Source organism: Ectopseudomonas oleovorans, from assembly GCF_003052605.1.
GTDB classification, from domain to species: Bacteria; Pseudomonadota; Gammaproteobacteria; order Pseudomonadales; family Pseudomonadaceae; genus Aquipseudomonas; species Aquipseudomonas oleovorans_A.
In genome coordinates, this window is record NZ_QASO01000051.1 from 1 (window position 1) to 17,435 (window position 17,435).

Consider the following 17,435-nt stretch of genomic DNA (forward strand, 5'->3'; position numbering starts at 1 on the left):
ACGTCAGTGGTACGGAAGTAGAACTGCGGACGGTAGCCCTTGAAGAACGGGGTGTGACGACCACCTTCTTCCTTGGACAGTACGTACACTTCAGCTTCGAACTTGGTGTGCGGCTTGATGGTGCCCGGCTTGGCCAGAACCTGACCACGCTCAACCTCATCACGCTTGGTGCCGCGCAGCAGCACGCCGCAGTTCTCACCAGCACGACCTTCGTCCAGCAACTTGCGGAACATCTCAACGCCGGTGCAGGTGGTTTTGGTGGTCGGACGCAGACCAACGATTTCGATTTCTTCCTGGACCTTGACGATACCGCGCTCAACACGACCGGTCACTACAGTACCGCGGCCGGAGATCGAGAACACGTCTTCGATCGGCATCAGGAACGGCTTGTCGATGGCACGAACCGGCTCCGGAATGTAGGTATCCAGAGTCTCGACCAGCTTCTTGACAGCAGAAGTGCCCAGCTCGTTGGTGTCTTCGCCATTCAGAGCCATCAGCGCGGAGCCGATGATGATCGGAGTGTCGTCACCCGGGAAGTCGTAGGTGCTCAGCAGGTCGCGAACTTCCATCTCGACCAGTTCCAGCAGCTCAGCGTCGTCAACCATGTCAGCCTTGTTCAGGAAGACAACGATGTACGGTACGCCTACCTGACGGGACAGCAGGATGTGCTCACGGGTTTGCGGCATGGGGCCGTCGGCAGCCGAGCAGACCAGGATCGCGCCGTCCATCTGGGCAGCACCGGTGATCATGTTCTTCACGTAGTCGGCGTGGCCCGGGCAGTCAACGTGCGCGTAGTGACGAATGTTGGAGTCGTACTCTACGTGCGCGGTGTTGATGGTGATACCACGAGCTTTTTCTTCCGGAGCGCTGTCGATCTTGTCGAAGTCAACCTTGGCCGAACCGAATACTTCGGAGCAGACGCGGGTCAGAGCAGCGGTCAGAGTGGTTTTACCGTGGTCAACGTGACCGATGGTGCCGACGTTGACGTGCGGTTTGTTACGTTCGAATTTTTCCTTAGCCACGACAGTAAACCTCTTACTTAAAGGGCGGGATTAGCCTTGTTTTTTAACCAGAGCTTCGACGATGTTCGACGGAGCTTCTGCGTACTTGGAGAATTCCATGGAGTAGCTGGCGCGACCCTGGGACATGGAACGAACGTCGGTAGCGTAACCAAACATCTCGCCCAGCGGAACTTCGGCACGGATAACCTTACCAGATACCGAATCTTCCATACCCTGGATCAGACCACGACGACGGTTCAGGTCACCCATCACGTCACCCATGTAGTCCTCAGGAGTTACCACTTCCACCTTCATGATCGGCTCGAGCACCTTGCCGCCACCCTTCTGGGCCAGCTGCTTGGTCGCCATGGAGGCAGCGATCTTGAACGCCATCTCGTTGGAGTCGACGTCGTGGTAGGAACCATCAAACACGGTAGCCTTCAGGCCGATCAGCGGATAGCCGGAAACAACGCCGTTCTTCATCTGCTCTTCGATACCCTTCTGGATAGCCGGGATGTATTCCTTCGGAACCACACCACCCACAACTTCGTTGGTAAACACCAGACCTTCGGTGATGTTGCCCTTGTCGTCCACGTCCGGAGCCGAGAAGCGAATCCAGCAGTGACCGAACTGACCGCGACCACCGGACTGACGAACGAACTTGCCTTCGATCTCGACATTGTCCTTGGTGATGGTTTCGCGGTAGGAAACCTGCGGCTTACCAATGTTGGCTTCGACGTTGAACTCGCGCTTCATACGGTCAACGATGATGTCCAGATGCAGTTCACCCATACCGGAGATGATGGTCTGGCCGGTTTCTTCATCGGTCTTGACGCGGAAAGACGGGTCTTCCTGAGCCAGCTTGCCGAGGGCGATACCCATCTTCTCCTGGTCAGCCTTGGTCTTCGGCTCTACAGCTACCGAAATTACCGGCTCCGGGAAGTCCATACGCTCAAGGATGATCGGCTTATCCGGATCGCACAAGGTTTCACCAGTGGTGACGTCCTTCATGCCGATCAGAGCAGCGATGTCACCAGCGCGTACTTCTTTGATCTCTTCACGCTGGTTGGCGTGCATCTGCACCATACGACCAACGCGCTCTTTCTTGCCCTTCACGGAGTTGATGACCGACTGACCAGACTCCAGAACGCCGGAATAGACACGAATGAAGGTCAGGGTACCGACGAACGGGTCGGTAGCGATCTTGAACGCCAGAGCCGAGAACGGCTCGTTGTCGTCAGCATGACGCTCGTCTTTCGGCGCGTCGTCGCCCTGCTCGATGTGGTCCGGATGGATACCCTGAATGGCAGGGATCTCGGTCGGAGCCGGCAGGAAATCGATGACGGCATCGAGAACCAGGGGAACGCCCTTGTTTTTGAACGAGGAGCCGCAGACAGCCGGAACGATCTCGCTTGCCAGAGTACGGGCGCGCAGACCAGCCTTGATGTCTTCGACGGACAGGTCACCTTCTTCAAGGTACTTGTTCATCAGCTCTTCGCTGGCTTCGGCAGCAGCCTCGACCATGTTCGAACGCCATTCGTTGGCCAGGTCTACCAGTTCGGCAGGAATTTCTTCCTCACGGTAGGTAGTGCCCTTGTCGTCATCGTTCCAGTAGATGGCCTTCATCTTGATCAGATCGACCTGACCTTCGAAGTTCTCTTCTGCACCGATAGCGAGCTGGATTGGAACCGGGGTGTGACCCAGACGGTTCTTGATCTGACCTACAACGCGCAGGAAGTTGGCACCCTGACGGTCCATCTTGTTCACGTAGACGATACGCGGAACACCGTACTTGTTGGCCTGACGCCATACGGTTTCGGACTGCGGCTCAACGCCCGAAGTACCGCAGAACACAACGACAGCGCCGTCGAGTACGCGCAGGGAGCGCTCTACTTCGATGGTGAAGTCAACGTGGCCGGGGGTATCGATGACGTTTACGCGGTACTTGTCGTACTGACGACGAGAACCTTCCCAGAAGGTGGTGATTGCAGCAGAAGTAATGGTGATACCACGCTCCTGCTCCTGAACCATCCAGTCGGTGGTCGCGGCGCCATCATGCACCTCGCCCATCTTGTGACTCAGGCCTGTGTAGAACAGGATCCGCTCTGTAGTGGTGGTCTTGCCCGCGTCAACGTGGGCACAGATACCGATGTTACGGTAGCGGTTAATTGCTGTAGTACGAGCCATAAAGCCCTCGCAAAGTTAATGGAGCCGAAATTAGAAGCGGTAGTGCGAGAAAGCCTTGTTGGCTTCGGCCATACGGTGAACGTCTTCACGCTTCTTGACGGCAGCGCCTTTGCCTTCAGCAGCATCCAGCAGCTCACCAGCCAGACGCAGAGCCATGGACTTCTCGCCACGCTTGCGCGCGTAGTCCACCAGCCAGCGCATGGCCAGAGCATTACGACGGGATGGACGAACTTCGACCGGAACCTGGTAGGTAGCACCGCCTACACGGCGGGACTTGACTTCGACCAGCGGAGCGATGGCGTCGAGAGCTTTCTCGAAGATCTCCAGGGGATCGCTGTTCTTGCGCGCCTTGACAGTGTCCAGAGCACCGTAAACGATGCGCTCGGCCACGGCCTTCTTGCCGCTTTCCATCACGTGGTTCATGAATTTGGCGAGGATCTGGCTTCCGTATTTCGGATCGTCCAGGATCTCACGCTTTGCTGCTACACGACGTCTTGGCATTGATAAGCCCTCAAACGGTCTTCAGGTTAGCCCGGGACCAACGGCAAACGCCGCGCCCGACCTTACTCTTATCGACTCAACTAAATAAAAAGGATCAAGCGGCCTTATTTCGGACGCTTGGTACCGTATTTGGAACGACCCTGCTTGCGGTCTTTGACGCCGGAGGTATCCAGCGAACCACGCACGGTGTGGTAGCGCACACCCGGAAGGTCCTTTACACGACCGCCACGGATCAGCACGACGCTGTGCTCTTGCAGGTTGTGGCCTTCACCGCCGATGTACGAAGAGACTTCGTAGCCGTTGGTCAGACGCACGCGGCACACTTTACGCAGTGCCGAGTTAGGTTTCTTCGGCGTAGTGGTGTACACACGGGTGCACACGCCACGACGCTGCGGGCAGTTCTGCAGCGCAGGCACGTCGGATTTCTCGACGATGCGCTTACGCGGCTGACGTACCAGCTGGTTGATAGTTGCCATCTACTAGCTCCACTGTTGTCTTTCGACGCTCACAAATAAAGATGGCAGAGCCAAACGCCCTGCCAAATTTAGGGGTGCATGAGTCTAAAGAGACTCACGCCCCCAGTCAAGGCAAAGCCCCGCTAGCGAACTAGCGAGGCTTCGACTCAATTGCCGCTGGAGTTCAGCGCTTCGGTCAGTGCGGCTTCCACCTCACTGGCGCTGACACGTACCGGCTTGTCGGCATCACGCTTGCGCTTGCGCTCGCTGTGATAGGCCAGACCGGTACCGGCCGGGATCAGGCGACCCACGACCACGTTCTCTTTCAGACCACGCAGGTAGTCGCGCTTGCCAGTAACCGCTGCCTCGGTGAGGACGCGAGTGGTTTCCTGGAAGGACGCCGCCGAGATGAACGACTCGGTGGACAGCGACGCCTTGGTGATACCCAGCAGTACACGGGTGTACTTGGCGACGAACTTGTCCTCTGCGGCCAGACGCTCGTTCTCGCCCAGCACCTGGGTGAGCTCCATCTGGTCGCCCTTGATGAAGGACGAGTCGCCAGCTTCGGTGATCTCAACCTTGCGCAGCATCTGACGCAGGATGGTCTCGATGTGCTTGTCGTTGATCTTCACGCCTTGCAGACGGTAAACGTCCTGGATCTCGTTGACGATGTACTTGGCCAGCGCGCTGACACCCAACAGACGCAGGATGTCGTGCGGATCGCTCGGGCCGTCGGAGATCACTTCGCCGCGGTTCACTTGTTCGCCTTCGAAGACGTTCAGGTGACGCCACTTCGGAATCAGCTCCTCGTACGGATCGCTGCCATCGGTCGGGGTGATGACCAGACGGCGCTTGCCCTTGGTCTCTTTACCGAACGAAATGGTGCCGCTGATTTCCGCCAGGATCGACGCTTCCTTCGGACGACGGGCTTCGAACAGGTCGGCAACGCGCGGCAGACCACCGGTGATGTCGCGGGTCTTCGAGGTTTCCTGCGGGATACGGGCGATAACGTCACCGACCGCGATCTGCGCACCGTCTGCCACGCCGACAAGGGCGTTGGCAGGCAGGAAGTACTGGGCGGGAACGTCGGTACCCGGCAGCAGCAGTTCCTTGCCGTTGGCGTCGACCATCTTGATGGCCGGACGAATGTCCTTGCCAGCAGCCGGACGATCCTTCGGATCGAGAACCTCGATGTTGGTCAAACCGGTCAGTTCGTCGGTCTGACGCTTGATGGTGATGCCCTCCTCCATGCCGACGAAGGTCACGATACCCTTCATTTCGGTCACGATCGGGTGGGTGTGCGGGTCCCACTTGGCGACGATGGCGCCAGCGTCGACCTTGTCACCTTCCTTCACCGAGATCACGGCACCGTACGGCAGCTTGTAGCGCTCACGCTCACGACCGAACTCGTCAGCCACAGCCAGCTCGCCGGAACGGGAAACCGCTACCAGGTTGCCATCGACACGCTCGACGTACTTCAGGTTGTGCAGACGGATCGCACCACCGTTCTTCACCTGGACGCTGTCGGCAGCCGAGGTACGGCTTGCAGCACCACCGATGTGGAAGGTACGCATGGTCAGCTGGGTACCCGGCTCACCGATGGACTGCGCGGCGATGACGCCGACCGCTTCACCGATGTTGACCTGATGACCGCGAGCCAGGTCGCGACCGTAGCACTTGGCGCAGATGCCGTAGCGGGTTTCGCAGGTGATCGGCGAACGCACGACCACTTCGTCGACGCTGTTGAGCTCGATGAACTCGACCCACTTCTCGTCGATCAGAGTGCCGGCCGGAACGATGACGTCCTCGGTGCCCGGCTTGAACACGTCCTTGGCAATCACACGGCCCAGCACGCGCTCACCCAGCGGCTCGACCACGTCGCCGCCTTCGATGTGCGGGGTCATCAGCAGGCCCTGCTCGGTGCCGCAATCGATCTCGGTCACCACCAGATCCTGGGCCACGTCGACCAGACGACGGGTCAGGTAACCGGAGTTCGCGGTCTTCAGTGCGGTATCCGCCAGACCTTTACGAGCACCGTGAGTGGAGATGAAGTACTGCAGAACCGACAGACCTTCGCGGAAGTTCGCGGTGATCGGCGTCTCGATGATCGAGCCGTCCGGCTTGGCCATCAGGCCACGCATACCGGCCAGCTGACGGATCTGAGCCGCACTACCACGCGCACCGGAGTCCGCCATCATGTACATGGAGTTGAAGGACTCCTGCTCGACGGTCTTGCCTTCGCGATCGACCACTGCCTCTTTCGACAGGTTGGCCATCATTGCCTTGGAGACTTCGTCGTTGGCCTTCGACCACAGGTCGATCACCTTGTTGTACTTCTCGCCCTGGGTGACCAGGCCGGAGGCGTACTGCGACTCGATTTCCTTCACTTCCTCAGTGGCGGCGTCGATGATGCGCGCCTTCTCATCCGGGATGACGAAGTCGTTCACGCCGATCGACACACCGGAGATGGTCGAGTAGGCGAAACCGGTGTACATCAGCTGGTCAGCGAAAATGACGGTGTCCTTCAGACCCACGGTGCGGTAGCACTGGTTGATCAGCTTGGAGATCGCCTTCTTCTTCATCGGCTGGTTGACCACATCGTAGGACAGGCCGGCCGGCACGATCTGGAACAGCAGCGCACGACCGACGGTGGTGTCGACGATGCGGGTGTTCTTGGTGATCGAACCATCTTTCTCTTTGATGGTTTCGCTGATACGCACTTTCACGCGGGCGTGCAGGGACGCTTCGCCAGCGCGGAACACGCGGTCGACTTCCTGCAGGTCGGCGAAGACGCGACCTTCTCCCTTGGCGTTCACCGCTTCACGGGTCATGTAGTACAGACCCAGTACCACGTCCTGCGACGGCACGATGATCGGCTCGCCGTTGGCGGGCGAGAGGATGTTGTTGGTCGACATCATCAGCGCGCGCGCTTCGAGCTGGGCTTCCAGCGTCAGTGGCACGTGAACGGCCATCTGGTCACCGTCGAAGTCGGCGTTGTACGCGGCGCAGACCAGCGGGTGCAGCTGAATGGCTTTACCTTCGATCAGAACCGGCTCGAACGCCTGGATACCCAGACGGTGCAGGGTCGGCGCACGGTTGAGCAGGACGGGGTGTTCGCGGATCACTTCAGCGAGAACGTCCCAAACCTCCGGCAGCTCGCGCTCGACCATCTTCTTGGCGGCCTTGATGGTGGTCGCCAGACCACGGGCCTCCAGCTTGCCGAAAATGAACGGCTTGAACAGCTCGAGAGCCATCTTCTTTGGCAGACCGCACTGGTGCAGGCGCAGGGTCGGGCCTACGGTAATTACGGAACGACCGGAGTAGTCCACGCGCTTACCGAGCAGGTTCTGACGGAAGCGACCTTGCTTACCTTTGATCATGTCGGCCAGCGACTTCAGCGGACGCTTGTTCGAGCCAGTGATGGCGCGACCGCGACGGCCGTTGTCGAGCAGGGCGTCGACCGCTTCCTGCAGCATGCGCTTTTCGTTGCGCACGATGATGTCCGGCGCCGACAGATCGAGCAGGCGCTTCAGACGGTTGTTACGGTTGATCACGCGGCGATACAGATCGTTCAGATCCGAAGTCGCGAAGCGGCCGCCATCCAGCGGTACCAGCGGACGCAGGTCCGGCGGCAGAACCGGCAGAACGGTCAGCACCATCCACTCAGGCAGGTTGCCGGAGTCCTTGAAGGCTTCCATCAGCTTCAGGCGCTTGGACAGCTTCTTGATCTTGGTCTCGGAGTTGGTCTGCGGAATCTCTTCACGCAGGCGGCCGATCTCGTGATCCAGGTCGATGGCGTGCAGCAGCTCGCGCACGGCCTCGGCGCCCATGCGCGCGTCGAAGTCGTCACCGAACTCTTCGAGGGCTTCGAAGTACTGTTCGTCGTTCAGCAGCTGGCCTTTCTCGAGGGTGGTCATGCCCGGATCGATCACCACGTAGCTCTCGAAATAGAGCACGCGCTCGATGTCACGCAGGGTCATGTCCATCAGCAGGCCGATACGGGACGGCAGCGACTTGAGGAACCAGATGTGGGCGACTGGCGAGGCCAGTTCGATGTGCGCCATGCGCTCACGACGAACCTTGGCCAGGGCCACTTCAACGCCGCACTTCTCGCAGATCACACCGCGGTGCTTGAGGCGCTTGTACTTGCCGCACAGGCACTCGTAGTCCTTGACCGGGCCAAAGATCTTGGCGCAGAACAGGCCGTCGCGCTCAGGCTTGAAGGTACGGTAGTTGATGGTTTCCGGCTTTTTAACTTCACCGAACGACCACGAACGGATCATCTCAGGCGAGGCCAATCCGATACGGATGGCGTCGAACTCTTCGATCTGACCCTGGTTTTTCAGCAAATTCAGTAGGTCTTTCAAGGCCTTTCCTCCTGGCGGAGCGGGCAGCGAGCTGGACTAGCCCCGCTGCCGATTCACGTCGTGTTATTCGGTTTCCAGATCGATATCGATGCCGAGCGAACGGATCTCTTTGATCAGTACGTTGAAGGACTCGGGCATGCCCGGCTCCATACGGTGATCGCCATCCACGATGTTCTTGTACATCTTGGTGCGGCCGTTCACGTCGTCCGACTTCACGGTCAGCATTTCCTGCAGGGTGTAGGCGGCGCCGTAGGCTTCCAGCGCCCAGACCTCCATCTCCCCGAAGCGCTGACCACCGAACTGCGCCTTACCACCCAGCGGCTGCTGGGTAACCAGGCTGTAGGAACCAGTGGAACGCGCGTGCATCTTGTCGTCCACCAGGTGGTTCAGTTTCAGCATGTACATGTAGCCGACGGTGGTCGGACGCTCGAACTGGTTACCGGTACGACCGTCGAACAGACGCATCTGGCCGCTCTCCGGCAGATCAGCCAGCTTCAGCATGGCCTTGATCTCGGTTTCCTTGGCGCCGTCGAACACGGCAGTGGCCATCGGTACACCGCCCTTGAGGTTCTTCGCCAGCTCGAGGATCTCGTTGTCGGAGAACTCGTCGAGGTTTTCCTGACGACCACCGATCTCGTTGTAGATCTCGGCGAGGAACTTGCGCAGTTCAGCGACCTTGCGCTGCTCTTCGAGCATGCGGTTGATCTTCTCGCCCAGGCCCTTGGCTGCCAGGCCCAGGTGGGTTTCGAGGATCTGACCGACGTTCATACGCGACGGTACGCCCAGCGGGTTCAGTACGATGTCCACCGGCGTACCGTTGGCGTCGTGCGGCATGTCTTCGACCGGCATGATCACCGAGACCACACCCTTGTTACCGTGACGACCGGCCATCTTGTCACCCGGCTGGATGCGACGGCGGATGGCCAGGTAGACCTTGACGATCTTCAGTACGCCCGGCGCCAGGTCATCGCCCTGCTGCAGCTTGCGCTTCTTGTCTTCGAACTTGTCGTCGAGCATCTGACGGCGGTCGGAGATATAGGCCTGGGCCTTCTCCAGCTGCTCGTTCAGGGCGTCGTCGGCCATGCGCAGTTTGAACCACTGGCCACGCTCAAGACCGTCGAGGAACTCGTCGGTGATCGCGGTGCCTTTCTTCAGACCAGCGCCGCCTTCGGCGATGGCGCCAACCAGCGCCGAACGCAAACGCTCGAAGGTCGCGCCTTCGACGATGCGGAACTCTTCATTCAGATCCTTGCGGATCTCGTCGAGTTGCTGCTTCTCGATGGCCAGGGCGCGGCTGTCGCGCTCGACGCCGTCACGGGTGAAGACCTGTACGTCGATAACGGTGCCCTTGGTGCCAGTCGGCACACGCAGGGAGGTGTCCTTCACGTCGGACGCCTTCTCACCGAAGATCGCACGCAGCAGTTTTTCTTCCGGCGTCAGCTGGGTCTCGCCTTTCGGGGTGACCTTGCCGACCAGGATGTCGCCCGGGCCGACTTCGGCACCGACGTAGACAATGCCGGCTTCGTCCAGCTTGTTCAGCGCCGCTTCGCCAACGTTCGGGATGTCAGAGGAAATTTCCTCTGGGCCGAGCTTGGTGTCACGCGCCACACAGGTGAGCTCCTGGATGTGGATGGTGGTGAAGCGGTCTTCCTGAACCACGCGCTCGGACAGGCAGATGGAGTCTTCGAAGTTGAAGCCGTTCCACGGCATGAACGCCACGCGCATGTTCTGACCCAGCGCCAGTTCACCCATGTCGGTGGACGGGCCGTCAGCCATGATGTCGCCACGAGATACCTGATCACCCTTGCTCACCAGCGGGCGCTGGTTGATGCAGGTGTTCTGGTTGGAGCGGGTGTACTTGGTCAGGTTGTAGATGTCGACACCGGCTTCGCCAGTTTCGACTTCGTCATCATTGACACGAACCACGATGCGGCTGGCATCAACGGAATCGATCACACCACCACGACGAGCCACGACGCAGACGCCAGAGTCACGGGCGACGTTGCGCTCCATGCCGGTGCCGACCAGCGGCTTGTCGGCGCGCAGAGTCGGTACAGCCTGACGCTGCATGTTCGAACCCATGAGTGCACGGTTGGCGTCGTCGTGCTCGAGGAACGGAATCAGCGAGGCAGCGACGGAAACGACCTGCTTCGGCGAAACGTCCATCAGGGTGACGTCTTCCGGCGCCTTGACGGTGAATTCGTTGAGGTGACGTACGGCAACCAGTTCATCGATCAGCTGACCCTTGTCGTTCAGGGTCGCGGACGCCTGAGCAATCACGTGATCGGCTTCTTCGATGGCAGACAGGAACACGATCTCGTCGGTGACCTGACCTTCCTTGACCACGCGGTACGGGCTTTCCAGGAAGCCGTACTGGTTGGTGCGGGCGTAGGCCGCCAGCGAGTTGATCAGACCGATGTTCGGACCTTCCGGGGTTTCGATCGGGCACACACGGCCGTAGTGGGTCGGGTGTACGTCGCGGACTTCGAAGCCGGCGCGCTCACGGGTCAGACCGCCCGGGCCGAGTGCGGAGACGCGGCGCTTGTGGGTGATCTCGGAGAGCGGGTTGTTCTGGTCCATGAACTGCGAGAGCTGGCTGGAACCGAAGAACTCCTTCACCGCCGCTGCAACCGGCTTGGCGTTGATCAGGTCCTGCGGCATCAGGCCTTCGCTTTCGGCCATCGACAGGCGTTCCTTGACCGCGCGCTCTACACGCACCAGGCCAACGCGGAACTGGTTCTCGGCCATCTCGCCGACGCAACGCACGCGACGGTTACCCAGGTGGTCGATGTCGTCGACGATGCCTTTGCCGTTACGGATGTCGACCAGGGTCTTGAGTACGGCAACGATGTCTTCCTTGCTCAGCACGCCCGAACCTTCGATCTCGGTACGGCCGATACGACGGTTGAACTTCATGCGGCCCACGGCGGACAGGTCGTAACGCTCGGCGCTGAAGAACAGGTTGTTGAACAGGGTCTCGGCAGCATCCTTGGTTGGCGGCTCGCCAGGACGCATCATGCGATAGATTTCGACCAGCGCTTCCAGCTGATTGGTGGTGCTGTCGATCTTCAGCGTGTCGCTGATGAACGGACCACAGTCGATGTCGTTGGTGTACAGGGTCTCGAAGCGAACCACCTGTGCCTTGGCCATCTTGACCAGCAGGTCGGCAGTCAGCTCGGTGTTGCATTCGGCGATGATCTCACCGGTAGCCGGGTGCACGATGGCCTTGGCAGTGGTACGGCCAATGACGTAATCGAGCGGAACTTCCAGCTCCTTGATGCCAGCCTTGTCCAGCTGGTTGATGTGGCGAGCCGTGATACGGCGGCCCTGCTCGACGATCACCTTGCCGCTGGCGTCCTTGATATCCAGAACCGCGACTTCACCACGCAGGCGCTGCGGTACCAGCTCCAGGCTCAGGCCTTCGCCCTTAACATGGAAGACGTTGGTGTCGTAGAAGGCATCCAGTACTTCTTCAGTGCTGTAGCCCAGCGCGCGCAGCAGGACGGAAGCCGGCAGTTTGCGGCGACGGTCGATACGCACGAATACCGCGTCCTTCGGGTCGAACTCGAAGTCCAGCCAGGAACCGCGGTAAGGAATGATGCGAGCGGAGTACAGCAGCTTGCCCGAGCTGTGGGTCTTGCCACGGTCGTGGTCGAAGAACACACCTGGCGAACGGTGCAGCTGGGACACGATCACACGCTCGGTACCGTTGATGACGAAGGTACCGTTCTCGGTCATGAGCGGAATTTCGCCCATGTACACTTCCTGCTCTTTGATGTCCTTGATCGCTTTGTTCGACGATTCTTTGTCGAAAATGATCAGGCGTACTATTACGCGCAGCGGCACGGCGAAGGTCACGCCACGCAGGACGCACTCCTTGACGTCGAACGCCGGCTCGCCCAGGCGATAGCCGACGTACTCCAGGGCAGCGTTGCCGGAGTAGCTGATGATCGGGAATACCGATTTGAAGGCCGCATGCAGGCCGATGTCGCGGAATTGTTCCTTGCTCACCCCTTGCTGCAGGAATTCGCGATAGGAATCCAGCTGGATGGCCAGGAGGTAAGGCACATCCATAACATCCGGCAACTTGCTAAAGTCCTTGCGGATACGTTTTTTCTCAGTGTATGAGTAAGCCATCAGCGTTCCCCAGCTTGGTCACCTGCTTATTTGGTCAACGCCGGCGGCGGTGACCAGAAAATCGTGCAAACCCTCGGTTTGCAACCGCCTCTCGGGCGGGATTTCCCGGCTCCAGGCCAACTGACGTACAGTCGACCTAGAACGGAAAAAGGCCGGTGGCAAAAGCCACCAGCCATCAGCCTTGTGCGAGTCGCGCGGGCTGTAGACGCAAGGTGCAGGCTTACTTGAGCTCGACCTTGGCGCCAGCTTCTTCCAGCTTCTTCTTGGCGTCTTCAGCAGCTTCTTTGCTCAGACCTTCAGCGATAACCTGAGGAGCGGTGTCGACCTTCTCCTTGGCTTCTTTCAGGCCCAGACCGGTCAGCTCGCGAACAGCCTTGATCACGTTCACTTTCTTGTCGCCAGCTTCAGCCAGAACGACGTTGAACTCGGTCTGCTCTTCAACAGCAGCAGCGGCAGCAGCCGGGCCAGCGGCAACAGCAGCGGCAGCGGTTACACCGAAGGTTTCTTCCATCGCTTTGATCAGCTCGACGATTTCCATAACGGATTTCTGGCCGATAGCTTCGATGATTTGCTCGTTAGTCAGAGACATGACTATCAATTCCTGTATTGGGGTGACGGCCTAGGCGACCATCAAATTAAACGTTTGATTTCGAAAGTGCTCACGCCGCCTTAGGCAGCAGCAGCTTCTTTCTGGTCGCGAATGGCTGCCAGGGTGCGAGCGAGTTTGCTGGTGGCGCCTTGAATAACGCTCATCAGCTGGGCGATGCCCTCGTCGCGAGTCGGCAGACTTGCCAGTACGTCGATCTGGTTTGCTGCGAGGTACTTGCCCTCGAACGCAGCTGCCTTGATCTCGAACTTGTCCTGACCCTTGGCGAACTCTTTGAACAGACGAGCGGCAGCGCCCGGGTGTTCGTTGGAGAAAGCGATCAGGGTCGGGCCTTTGAACACGTCGTTGAGCACGTCGAACTGAGTGCCTTCAACGGCGCGCTTGAGCAGGGTGTTACGCACGACTTTCACGTACACACCAGCTTCGCGGGCCTCTTTACGGAGTCCGGTCATTGCGCCGACGGTCACGCCACGGGCATCAGCCACGACAGCGGACAGACCGGCTTTGGCAGCCTCGTTGACTTCAGCGACGATGGCCTTCTTGTCTTCGAGTTTAATTGCCACGGGTTTACTCCTGGTTTTTACCGTATCGCCAAACCGAAGCTTGGCGGCGTTTTGGTGTCTGATTCGGTAACGAATCGGGAGCACCATCTGCGTAGGCCATCAGGCAAGCCTGACATTTAAAACGTGCGTCACCTACGGTCTTGGATAGCCCCCGCCAGGCAGGGACCCCAATCTTTCAAAGCCGGCGGCACACGACCACCGACCCAATCACTTACGCGTCGAGCGAAGCCTGATCAATGAGCAGACCCGGACCCATGGTAGTGCTCAGGGTCACACGCTTGACGTAGATACCTTTCGAAGTCGACGGCTTCAGACGCTTCAGGTCAGCCAGCAGGGCTTCCACGTTCTGCTTCAGCGCAGCGGCTTCGAAGCCGACCTTGCCAACGGAGGTGTGGATGATGCCGTTCTTGTCGGTACGGAAACGCACCTGACCGGCCTTGGCGTTCTTGACAGCGGTAGCGACGTCCGGAGTCACGGTGCCGACTTTCGGGTTCGGCATCAGACCGCGCGGGCCCAGAACCTGACCCAACTGGCCAACGACGCGCATGGCGTCAGGGGAAGCGATGACCACGTCGTAGTTCAGATCGCCGGCCTTCATTTCGGCAGCCAGATCGTCCATACCGACTTTGTCGGCACCGGCAGCCAGGGCAGCTTCAGCGCCCGGACCTTGGGTGAACACGGCAACGCGTACGGTTTTGCCAGTGCCGTTCGGCAGAACGGTGGCGCCACGTACGACCTGATCGGATTTACGCGGGTCTACACCCAGGTTCACGGCGACATCGAAAGACTCGGTGAACTTGACGGCAGACAGTTCGGCCAGCAGGCTGGCAGCTTCTTCGAAGGTGTAGGCCTTGCCGGCTTCAACCTTGGCCGCAATGGCCTTTTGGCGCTTGGTCAACTTAGCCATTACACACCCTCCACGTTCAGGCCCATGCTACGAGCGGAGCCGGCGATGGTGCGCACGGCCGCTTCCAGATCAGCGGCAGTCAGATCAGCCTGCTTGGTCTTGGCGATCTCTTCCAGCTGAGCACGGGTAACGGTGCCTACTTTGACGGTGTTCGGACGAGCGGAACCGCTGGTCAGGCCAGCGGCCTTCTTCAGCAGTACAGCAGCCGGGGTGCTCTTGGTTTCAAAGGTAAAGCTGCGGTCACTGTAAACAGTGATGATCACGGGAGTCGGCAGACCCGGCTCGACGCCTTGAGTCTTGGCGTTGAACGCCTTGCAGAATTCCATGATGTTCACGCCGTGCTGCCCCAGAGCGGGGCCGACGGGTGGTGACGGGTTTGCCTGACCGGCTTTAACCTGCAGCTTGATATAAGCCTGAATCTTCTTAGCCATTAGCTACTCCAATTTCGGGTTCGAACGCCTGACGGCTCCCCGAGGTTACTTACGCATTTATCCCAGTGACGACAAAACCCCGCAGCCTACGACTGCGGGGTGAGGGATGCTTATGTCAGTTACGTTTTCTCGACCTGACTGAACTCCAGCTCGACCGGGGTGGAGCGCCCAAAAATGGTCACAGCAACCTGGATGCGGCTCTTTTCGTAATTCACTTCTTCGACCACGCCACCGAAATCGGCGAACGGGCCATCGACAACTCGTACCATCTCGCCCGGCTCGAACAACGTCTTCGGCTTGGGCTTGTCGCCACTGTCGGCGACACGACGCAGAATGGCTTCAGCTTCTTTCTCGGTGATGGGCGCTGGCTTGTCGGCAGTACCCCCGATGAAGCCCATGACGCGCGGCGTATCCTTGATCAAGTGCCAAGTCGCCTCGTTCATTTCCATCTGCACTAGAACGTAGCCGGGGAAGAACTTGCGCTCACTCTTTCGCTTCTGACCATTGCGCATCTCGACCACTTCTTCAGTGGGAACGAGAATCTCGCCGAAATCATCTTCCATACCAGCCAGTTTCACGCGCTCGATGAGCGAGCGCATGACATGCTTCTCGTAACCCGAGTAAGCATGCACGACATACCAACGCTTAGCCACGAGACACCCTTAACCAACAATCAGGGAAATAAGCCAACCGAGCAGGGAGTCAAGCCCCCACAACAGCAGCGCCATCACCAGAACAACGGCAACCACGATCAGAGTGGTCTGAGTGGTTTCCTGGCGGGTCGGCCAGACAACCTTACGAATCTCGACGCGTGCTTCTTTCAGCAGCACTGCGAAAGATTGACCACGAGCAGTCTGAAATGCCACGAAAGCGGCAACACCACCCAGCACAACCAGACCCAGAACGCGATACAGAACCGGCTCAGCAGAGAAGTACTGATTAACTACGACACCCACAACAACCAGGGCAGCGACAACCAGCCACTTGACCAGATCAAAGCGAGAGTCTTTGGCTTCAGCCTTAGCATTCATTCGAGAGGATCCTGTGAAAGACACGCCAAATTCGTTAGAAAATGGCAGGTCAGGAGGGAATCGAACCCCCAACCTGCGGTTTTGGAGACCGCCGCTCTGCCAATTGAGCTACTGACCTATAACAAAATCAGGCCGGCCATTATGCCGGCCTGAAAGGGACAGATCAACCGATTATTCGATGATCTTGGCAACCACGCCGGCACCAACGGTACGACCGCCTTCGCGAATTGCGAAGCGCAGGCCGTCTTCCATGGCGATCGGCTTGATCAGGGTGACAACCATCTTGATGTTGTCGCCCGGCATTACCATCTCAACGCCTTCCGGCAGTTCGCACGAACCGGTCACGTCAGTGGTACGGAAGTAGAACTGCGGACGGTAGCCCTTGAAGAACGGGGTGTGACGACCACCTTCTTCCTTGGACAGTACGTACACTTCAGCTTCGAACTTGGTGTGCGGCTTGATGGTGCCCGGCTTGGCCAGAACCTGACCACGCTCAACCTCATCACGCTTGGTGCCGCGCAGCAGCACGCCGCAGTTCTCACCAGCACGACCTTCGTCCAGCAACTTGCGGAACATCTCAACGCCGGTGCAGGTGGTTTTGGTGGTCGGACGCAGACCAACGATTTCGATTTCTTCCTGGACCTTGACGATACCGCGCTCAACACGACCGGTCACTACAGTACCGCGGCCGGAGATCGAGAACACGTCTTCGATCGGCATCAGGAACGGCTTGTCGATGGCACGAACCGGCTCCGGAATGTAGGTATCCAGAGTCTCGACCAGCTTCTTGACAGCAGAAGTGCCCAGCTCGTTGGTGTCTTCGCCATTCAGAGCCATCAGCGCGGAGCCGATGATGATCGGAGTGTCGTCACCCGGGAAGTCGTAGGTGCTCAGCAGGTCGCGAACTTCCATCTCGACCAGTTCCAGCAGCTCAGCGTCGTCAACCATGTCAGCCTTGTTCAGGAAGACAACGATGTACGGTACGCCTACCTGACGGGACAGCAGGATGTGCTCACGGGTTTGCGGCATGGGGCCGTCGGCAGCCGAGCAGACCAGGATCGCGCCGTCCATCTGGGCAGCACCGGTGATCATGTTCTTCACGTAGTCGGCGTGGCCCGGGCAGTCAACGTGCGCGTAGTGACGAATGTTGGAGTCGTACTCTACGTGCGCGGTGTTGATGGTGATACCACGAGCTTTTTCTTCCGGAGCGCTGTCGATCTTGTCGAAGTCAACCTTGGCCGAACCGAA

At 59.0% G+C, this 17,435-nt stretch carries 13 protein-coding genes and 1 tRNA gene; all 14 read right to left on the reverse strand.

Going from position 1 to position 17,435, the window contains the following annotated elements; all coding sequences use genetic code 11:
* Positions 1-1,022 (reverse strand): elongation factor Tu (gene tuf / locus DBO86_RS09765; RefSeq protein WP_108233581.1); only part of this gene is annotated, 1,022 nt, incomplete at its 3' end.
* 30 nt (positions 1,023-1,052) lie between these two features.
* Positions 1,053-3,188 (reverse strand): elongation factor G, encoded by a 2,136-nt coding sequence (gene fusA / locus DBO86_RS09770; protein WP_108233582.1) that lies wholly within the window; start codon positions 3,186-3,188, stop codon positions 1,053-1,055.
* 30 nt (positions 3,189-3,218) lie between these two features.
* A complete protein-coding gene (rpsG, locus tag DBO86_RS09775; protein ID WP_003246741.1) occupies positions 3,219-3,689 on the reverse strand; it encodes a 30S ribosomal protein S7 in 471 nt (156 codons plus the stop codon).
* 104 nt (positions 3,690-3,793) lie between these two features.
* On the reverse strand, positions 3,794-4,165 hold the full coding sequence (gene rpsL / locus DBO86_RS09780; RefSeq protein ID WP_004373429.1) for a 30S ribosomal protein S12: 372 nt from the start codon (positions 4,163-4,165) through the stop codon (positions 3,794-3,796).
* 146 nt (positions 4,166-4,311) lie between these two features.
* The gene (gene rpoC, locus DBO86_RS09785; protein ID WP_108233583.1) at positions 4,312-8,511 is read right to left on the reverse strand and encodes a DNA-directed RNA polymerase subunit beta'; all 4,200 of its coding nucleotides are present in this window, start codon (positions 8,509-8,511) and stop codon (positions 4,312-4,314) included.
* A gap of 63 nt (positions 8,512-8,574) precedes the next feature.
* Complete coding sequence (gene rpoB, locus DBO86_RS09790) at positions 8,575-12,648, reverse strand: DNA-directed RNA polymerase subunit beta (RefSeq protein WP_108233584.1); 4,074 nt, start codon at positions 12,646-12,648, stop codon at positions 8,575-8,577.
* 220 nt (positions 12,649-12,868) lie between these two features.
* Entirely contained in the window at positions 12,869-13,237 is a 369-nt protein-coding gene (gene rplL / locus DBO86_RS09795; RefSeq protein WP_074861137.1) for a 50S ribosomal protein L7/L12, read from the reverse strand.
* An 80-nt stretch (positions 13,238-13,317) separates the two neighbouring features.
* Positions 13,318-13,818 carry a 50S ribosomal protein L10 gene (rplJ, locus tag DBO86_RS09800; protein ID WP_003463333.1) on the reverse strand — a complete coding sequence of 167 codons (501 nt, stop codon included), beginning with the start codon at positions 13,816-13,818 and terminating at the stop codon, positions 13,318-13,320.
* A gap of 211 nt (positions 13,819-14,029) precedes the next feature.
* On the reverse strand, positions 14,030-14,725 hold the full coding sequence (gene rplA / locus DBO86_RS09805; RefSeq protein WP_108233585.1) for a 50S ribosomal protein L1: 696 nt from the start codon (positions 14,723-14,725) through the stop codon (positions 14,030-14,032).
* Positions 14,725-15,156, reverse strand: coding sequence for a 50S ribosomal protein L11 (gene rplK / locus DBO86_RS09810; protein ID WP_074861136.1), 432 nt, complete (start codon positions 15,154-15,156; stop codon positions 14,725-14,727). Before rplK ends, rplA begins: the two co-directional genes overlap by 1 nt.
* Positions 15,157-15,275: 119 nt before the next feature.
* The gene (gene nusG, locus DBO86_RS09815) at positions 15,276-15,809 is read right to left on the reverse strand and encodes a transcription termination/antitermination protein NusG (protein WP_003463370.1); all 534 of its coding nucleotides are present in this window, start codon (positions 15,807-15,809) and stop codon (positions 15,276-15,278) included.
* A gap of 9 nt (positions 15,810-15,818) precedes the next feature.
* The gene (gene secE / locus DBO86_RS09820; protein ID WP_108233586.1) at positions 15,819-16,187 is read right to left on the reverse strand and encodes a preprotein translocase subunit SecE; all 369 of its coding nucleotides are present in this window, start codon (positions 16,185-16,187) and stop codon (positions 15,819-15,821) included.
* A gap of 42 nt (positions 16,188-16,229) precedes the next feature.
* A tRNA-Trp gene (locus DBO86_RS09825) sits at positions 16,230-16,305 on the reverse strand.
* Between the two features lie 53 nt (positions 16,306-16,358).
* A partial coding sequence (gene tuf / locus DBO86_RS09830; protein WP_108233587.1) for an elongation factor Tu occupies positions 16,359-17,435 on the reverse strand: 1,077 nt, incomplete at its 5' end.

Excerpts from the sequence above, each read along its gene's own strand:
- fusA (WP_108233582.1), bottom strand. The coding sequence starts at position 3,188 with ATGGCTCGTACTACAGCAATTAACCGCTACCGTAACATCGGTATCTGT.
- rpsL (WP_004373429.1), bottom strand. The coding sequence starts at position 4,165 with ATGGCAACTATCAACCAGCTGGTACGTCAGCCGCGTAAGCGCATCGTC.
- rplL (WP_074861137.1), bottom strand. The coding sequence starts at position 13,237 with ATGTCTCTGACTAACGAGCAAATCATCGAAGCTATCGGCCAGAAATCC.
- rplA (WP_108233585.1), bottom strand. The coding sequence starts at position 14,725 with ATGGCTAAGTTGACCAAGCGCCAAAAGGCCATTGCGGCCAAGGTTGAA.
- rplK (WP_074861136.1), bottom strand. The coding sequence starts at position 15,156 with ATGGCTAAGAAGATTCAGGCTTATATCAAGCTGCAGGTTAAAGCCGGT.
- rpoB (WP_108233584.1), bottom strand. The coding sequence starts at position 12,648 with ATGGCTTACTCATACACTGAGAAAAAACGTATCCGCAAGGACTTTAGC.
- secE (WP_108233586.1), bottom strand. The coding sequence starts at position 16,187 with ATGAATGCTAAGGCTGAAGCCAAAGACTCTCGCTTTGATCTGGTCAAG.
- rpsG (WP_003246741.1), bottom strand. The coding sequence starts at position 3,689 with ATGCCAAGACGTCGTGTAGCAGCAAAGCGTGAGATCCTGGACGATCCG.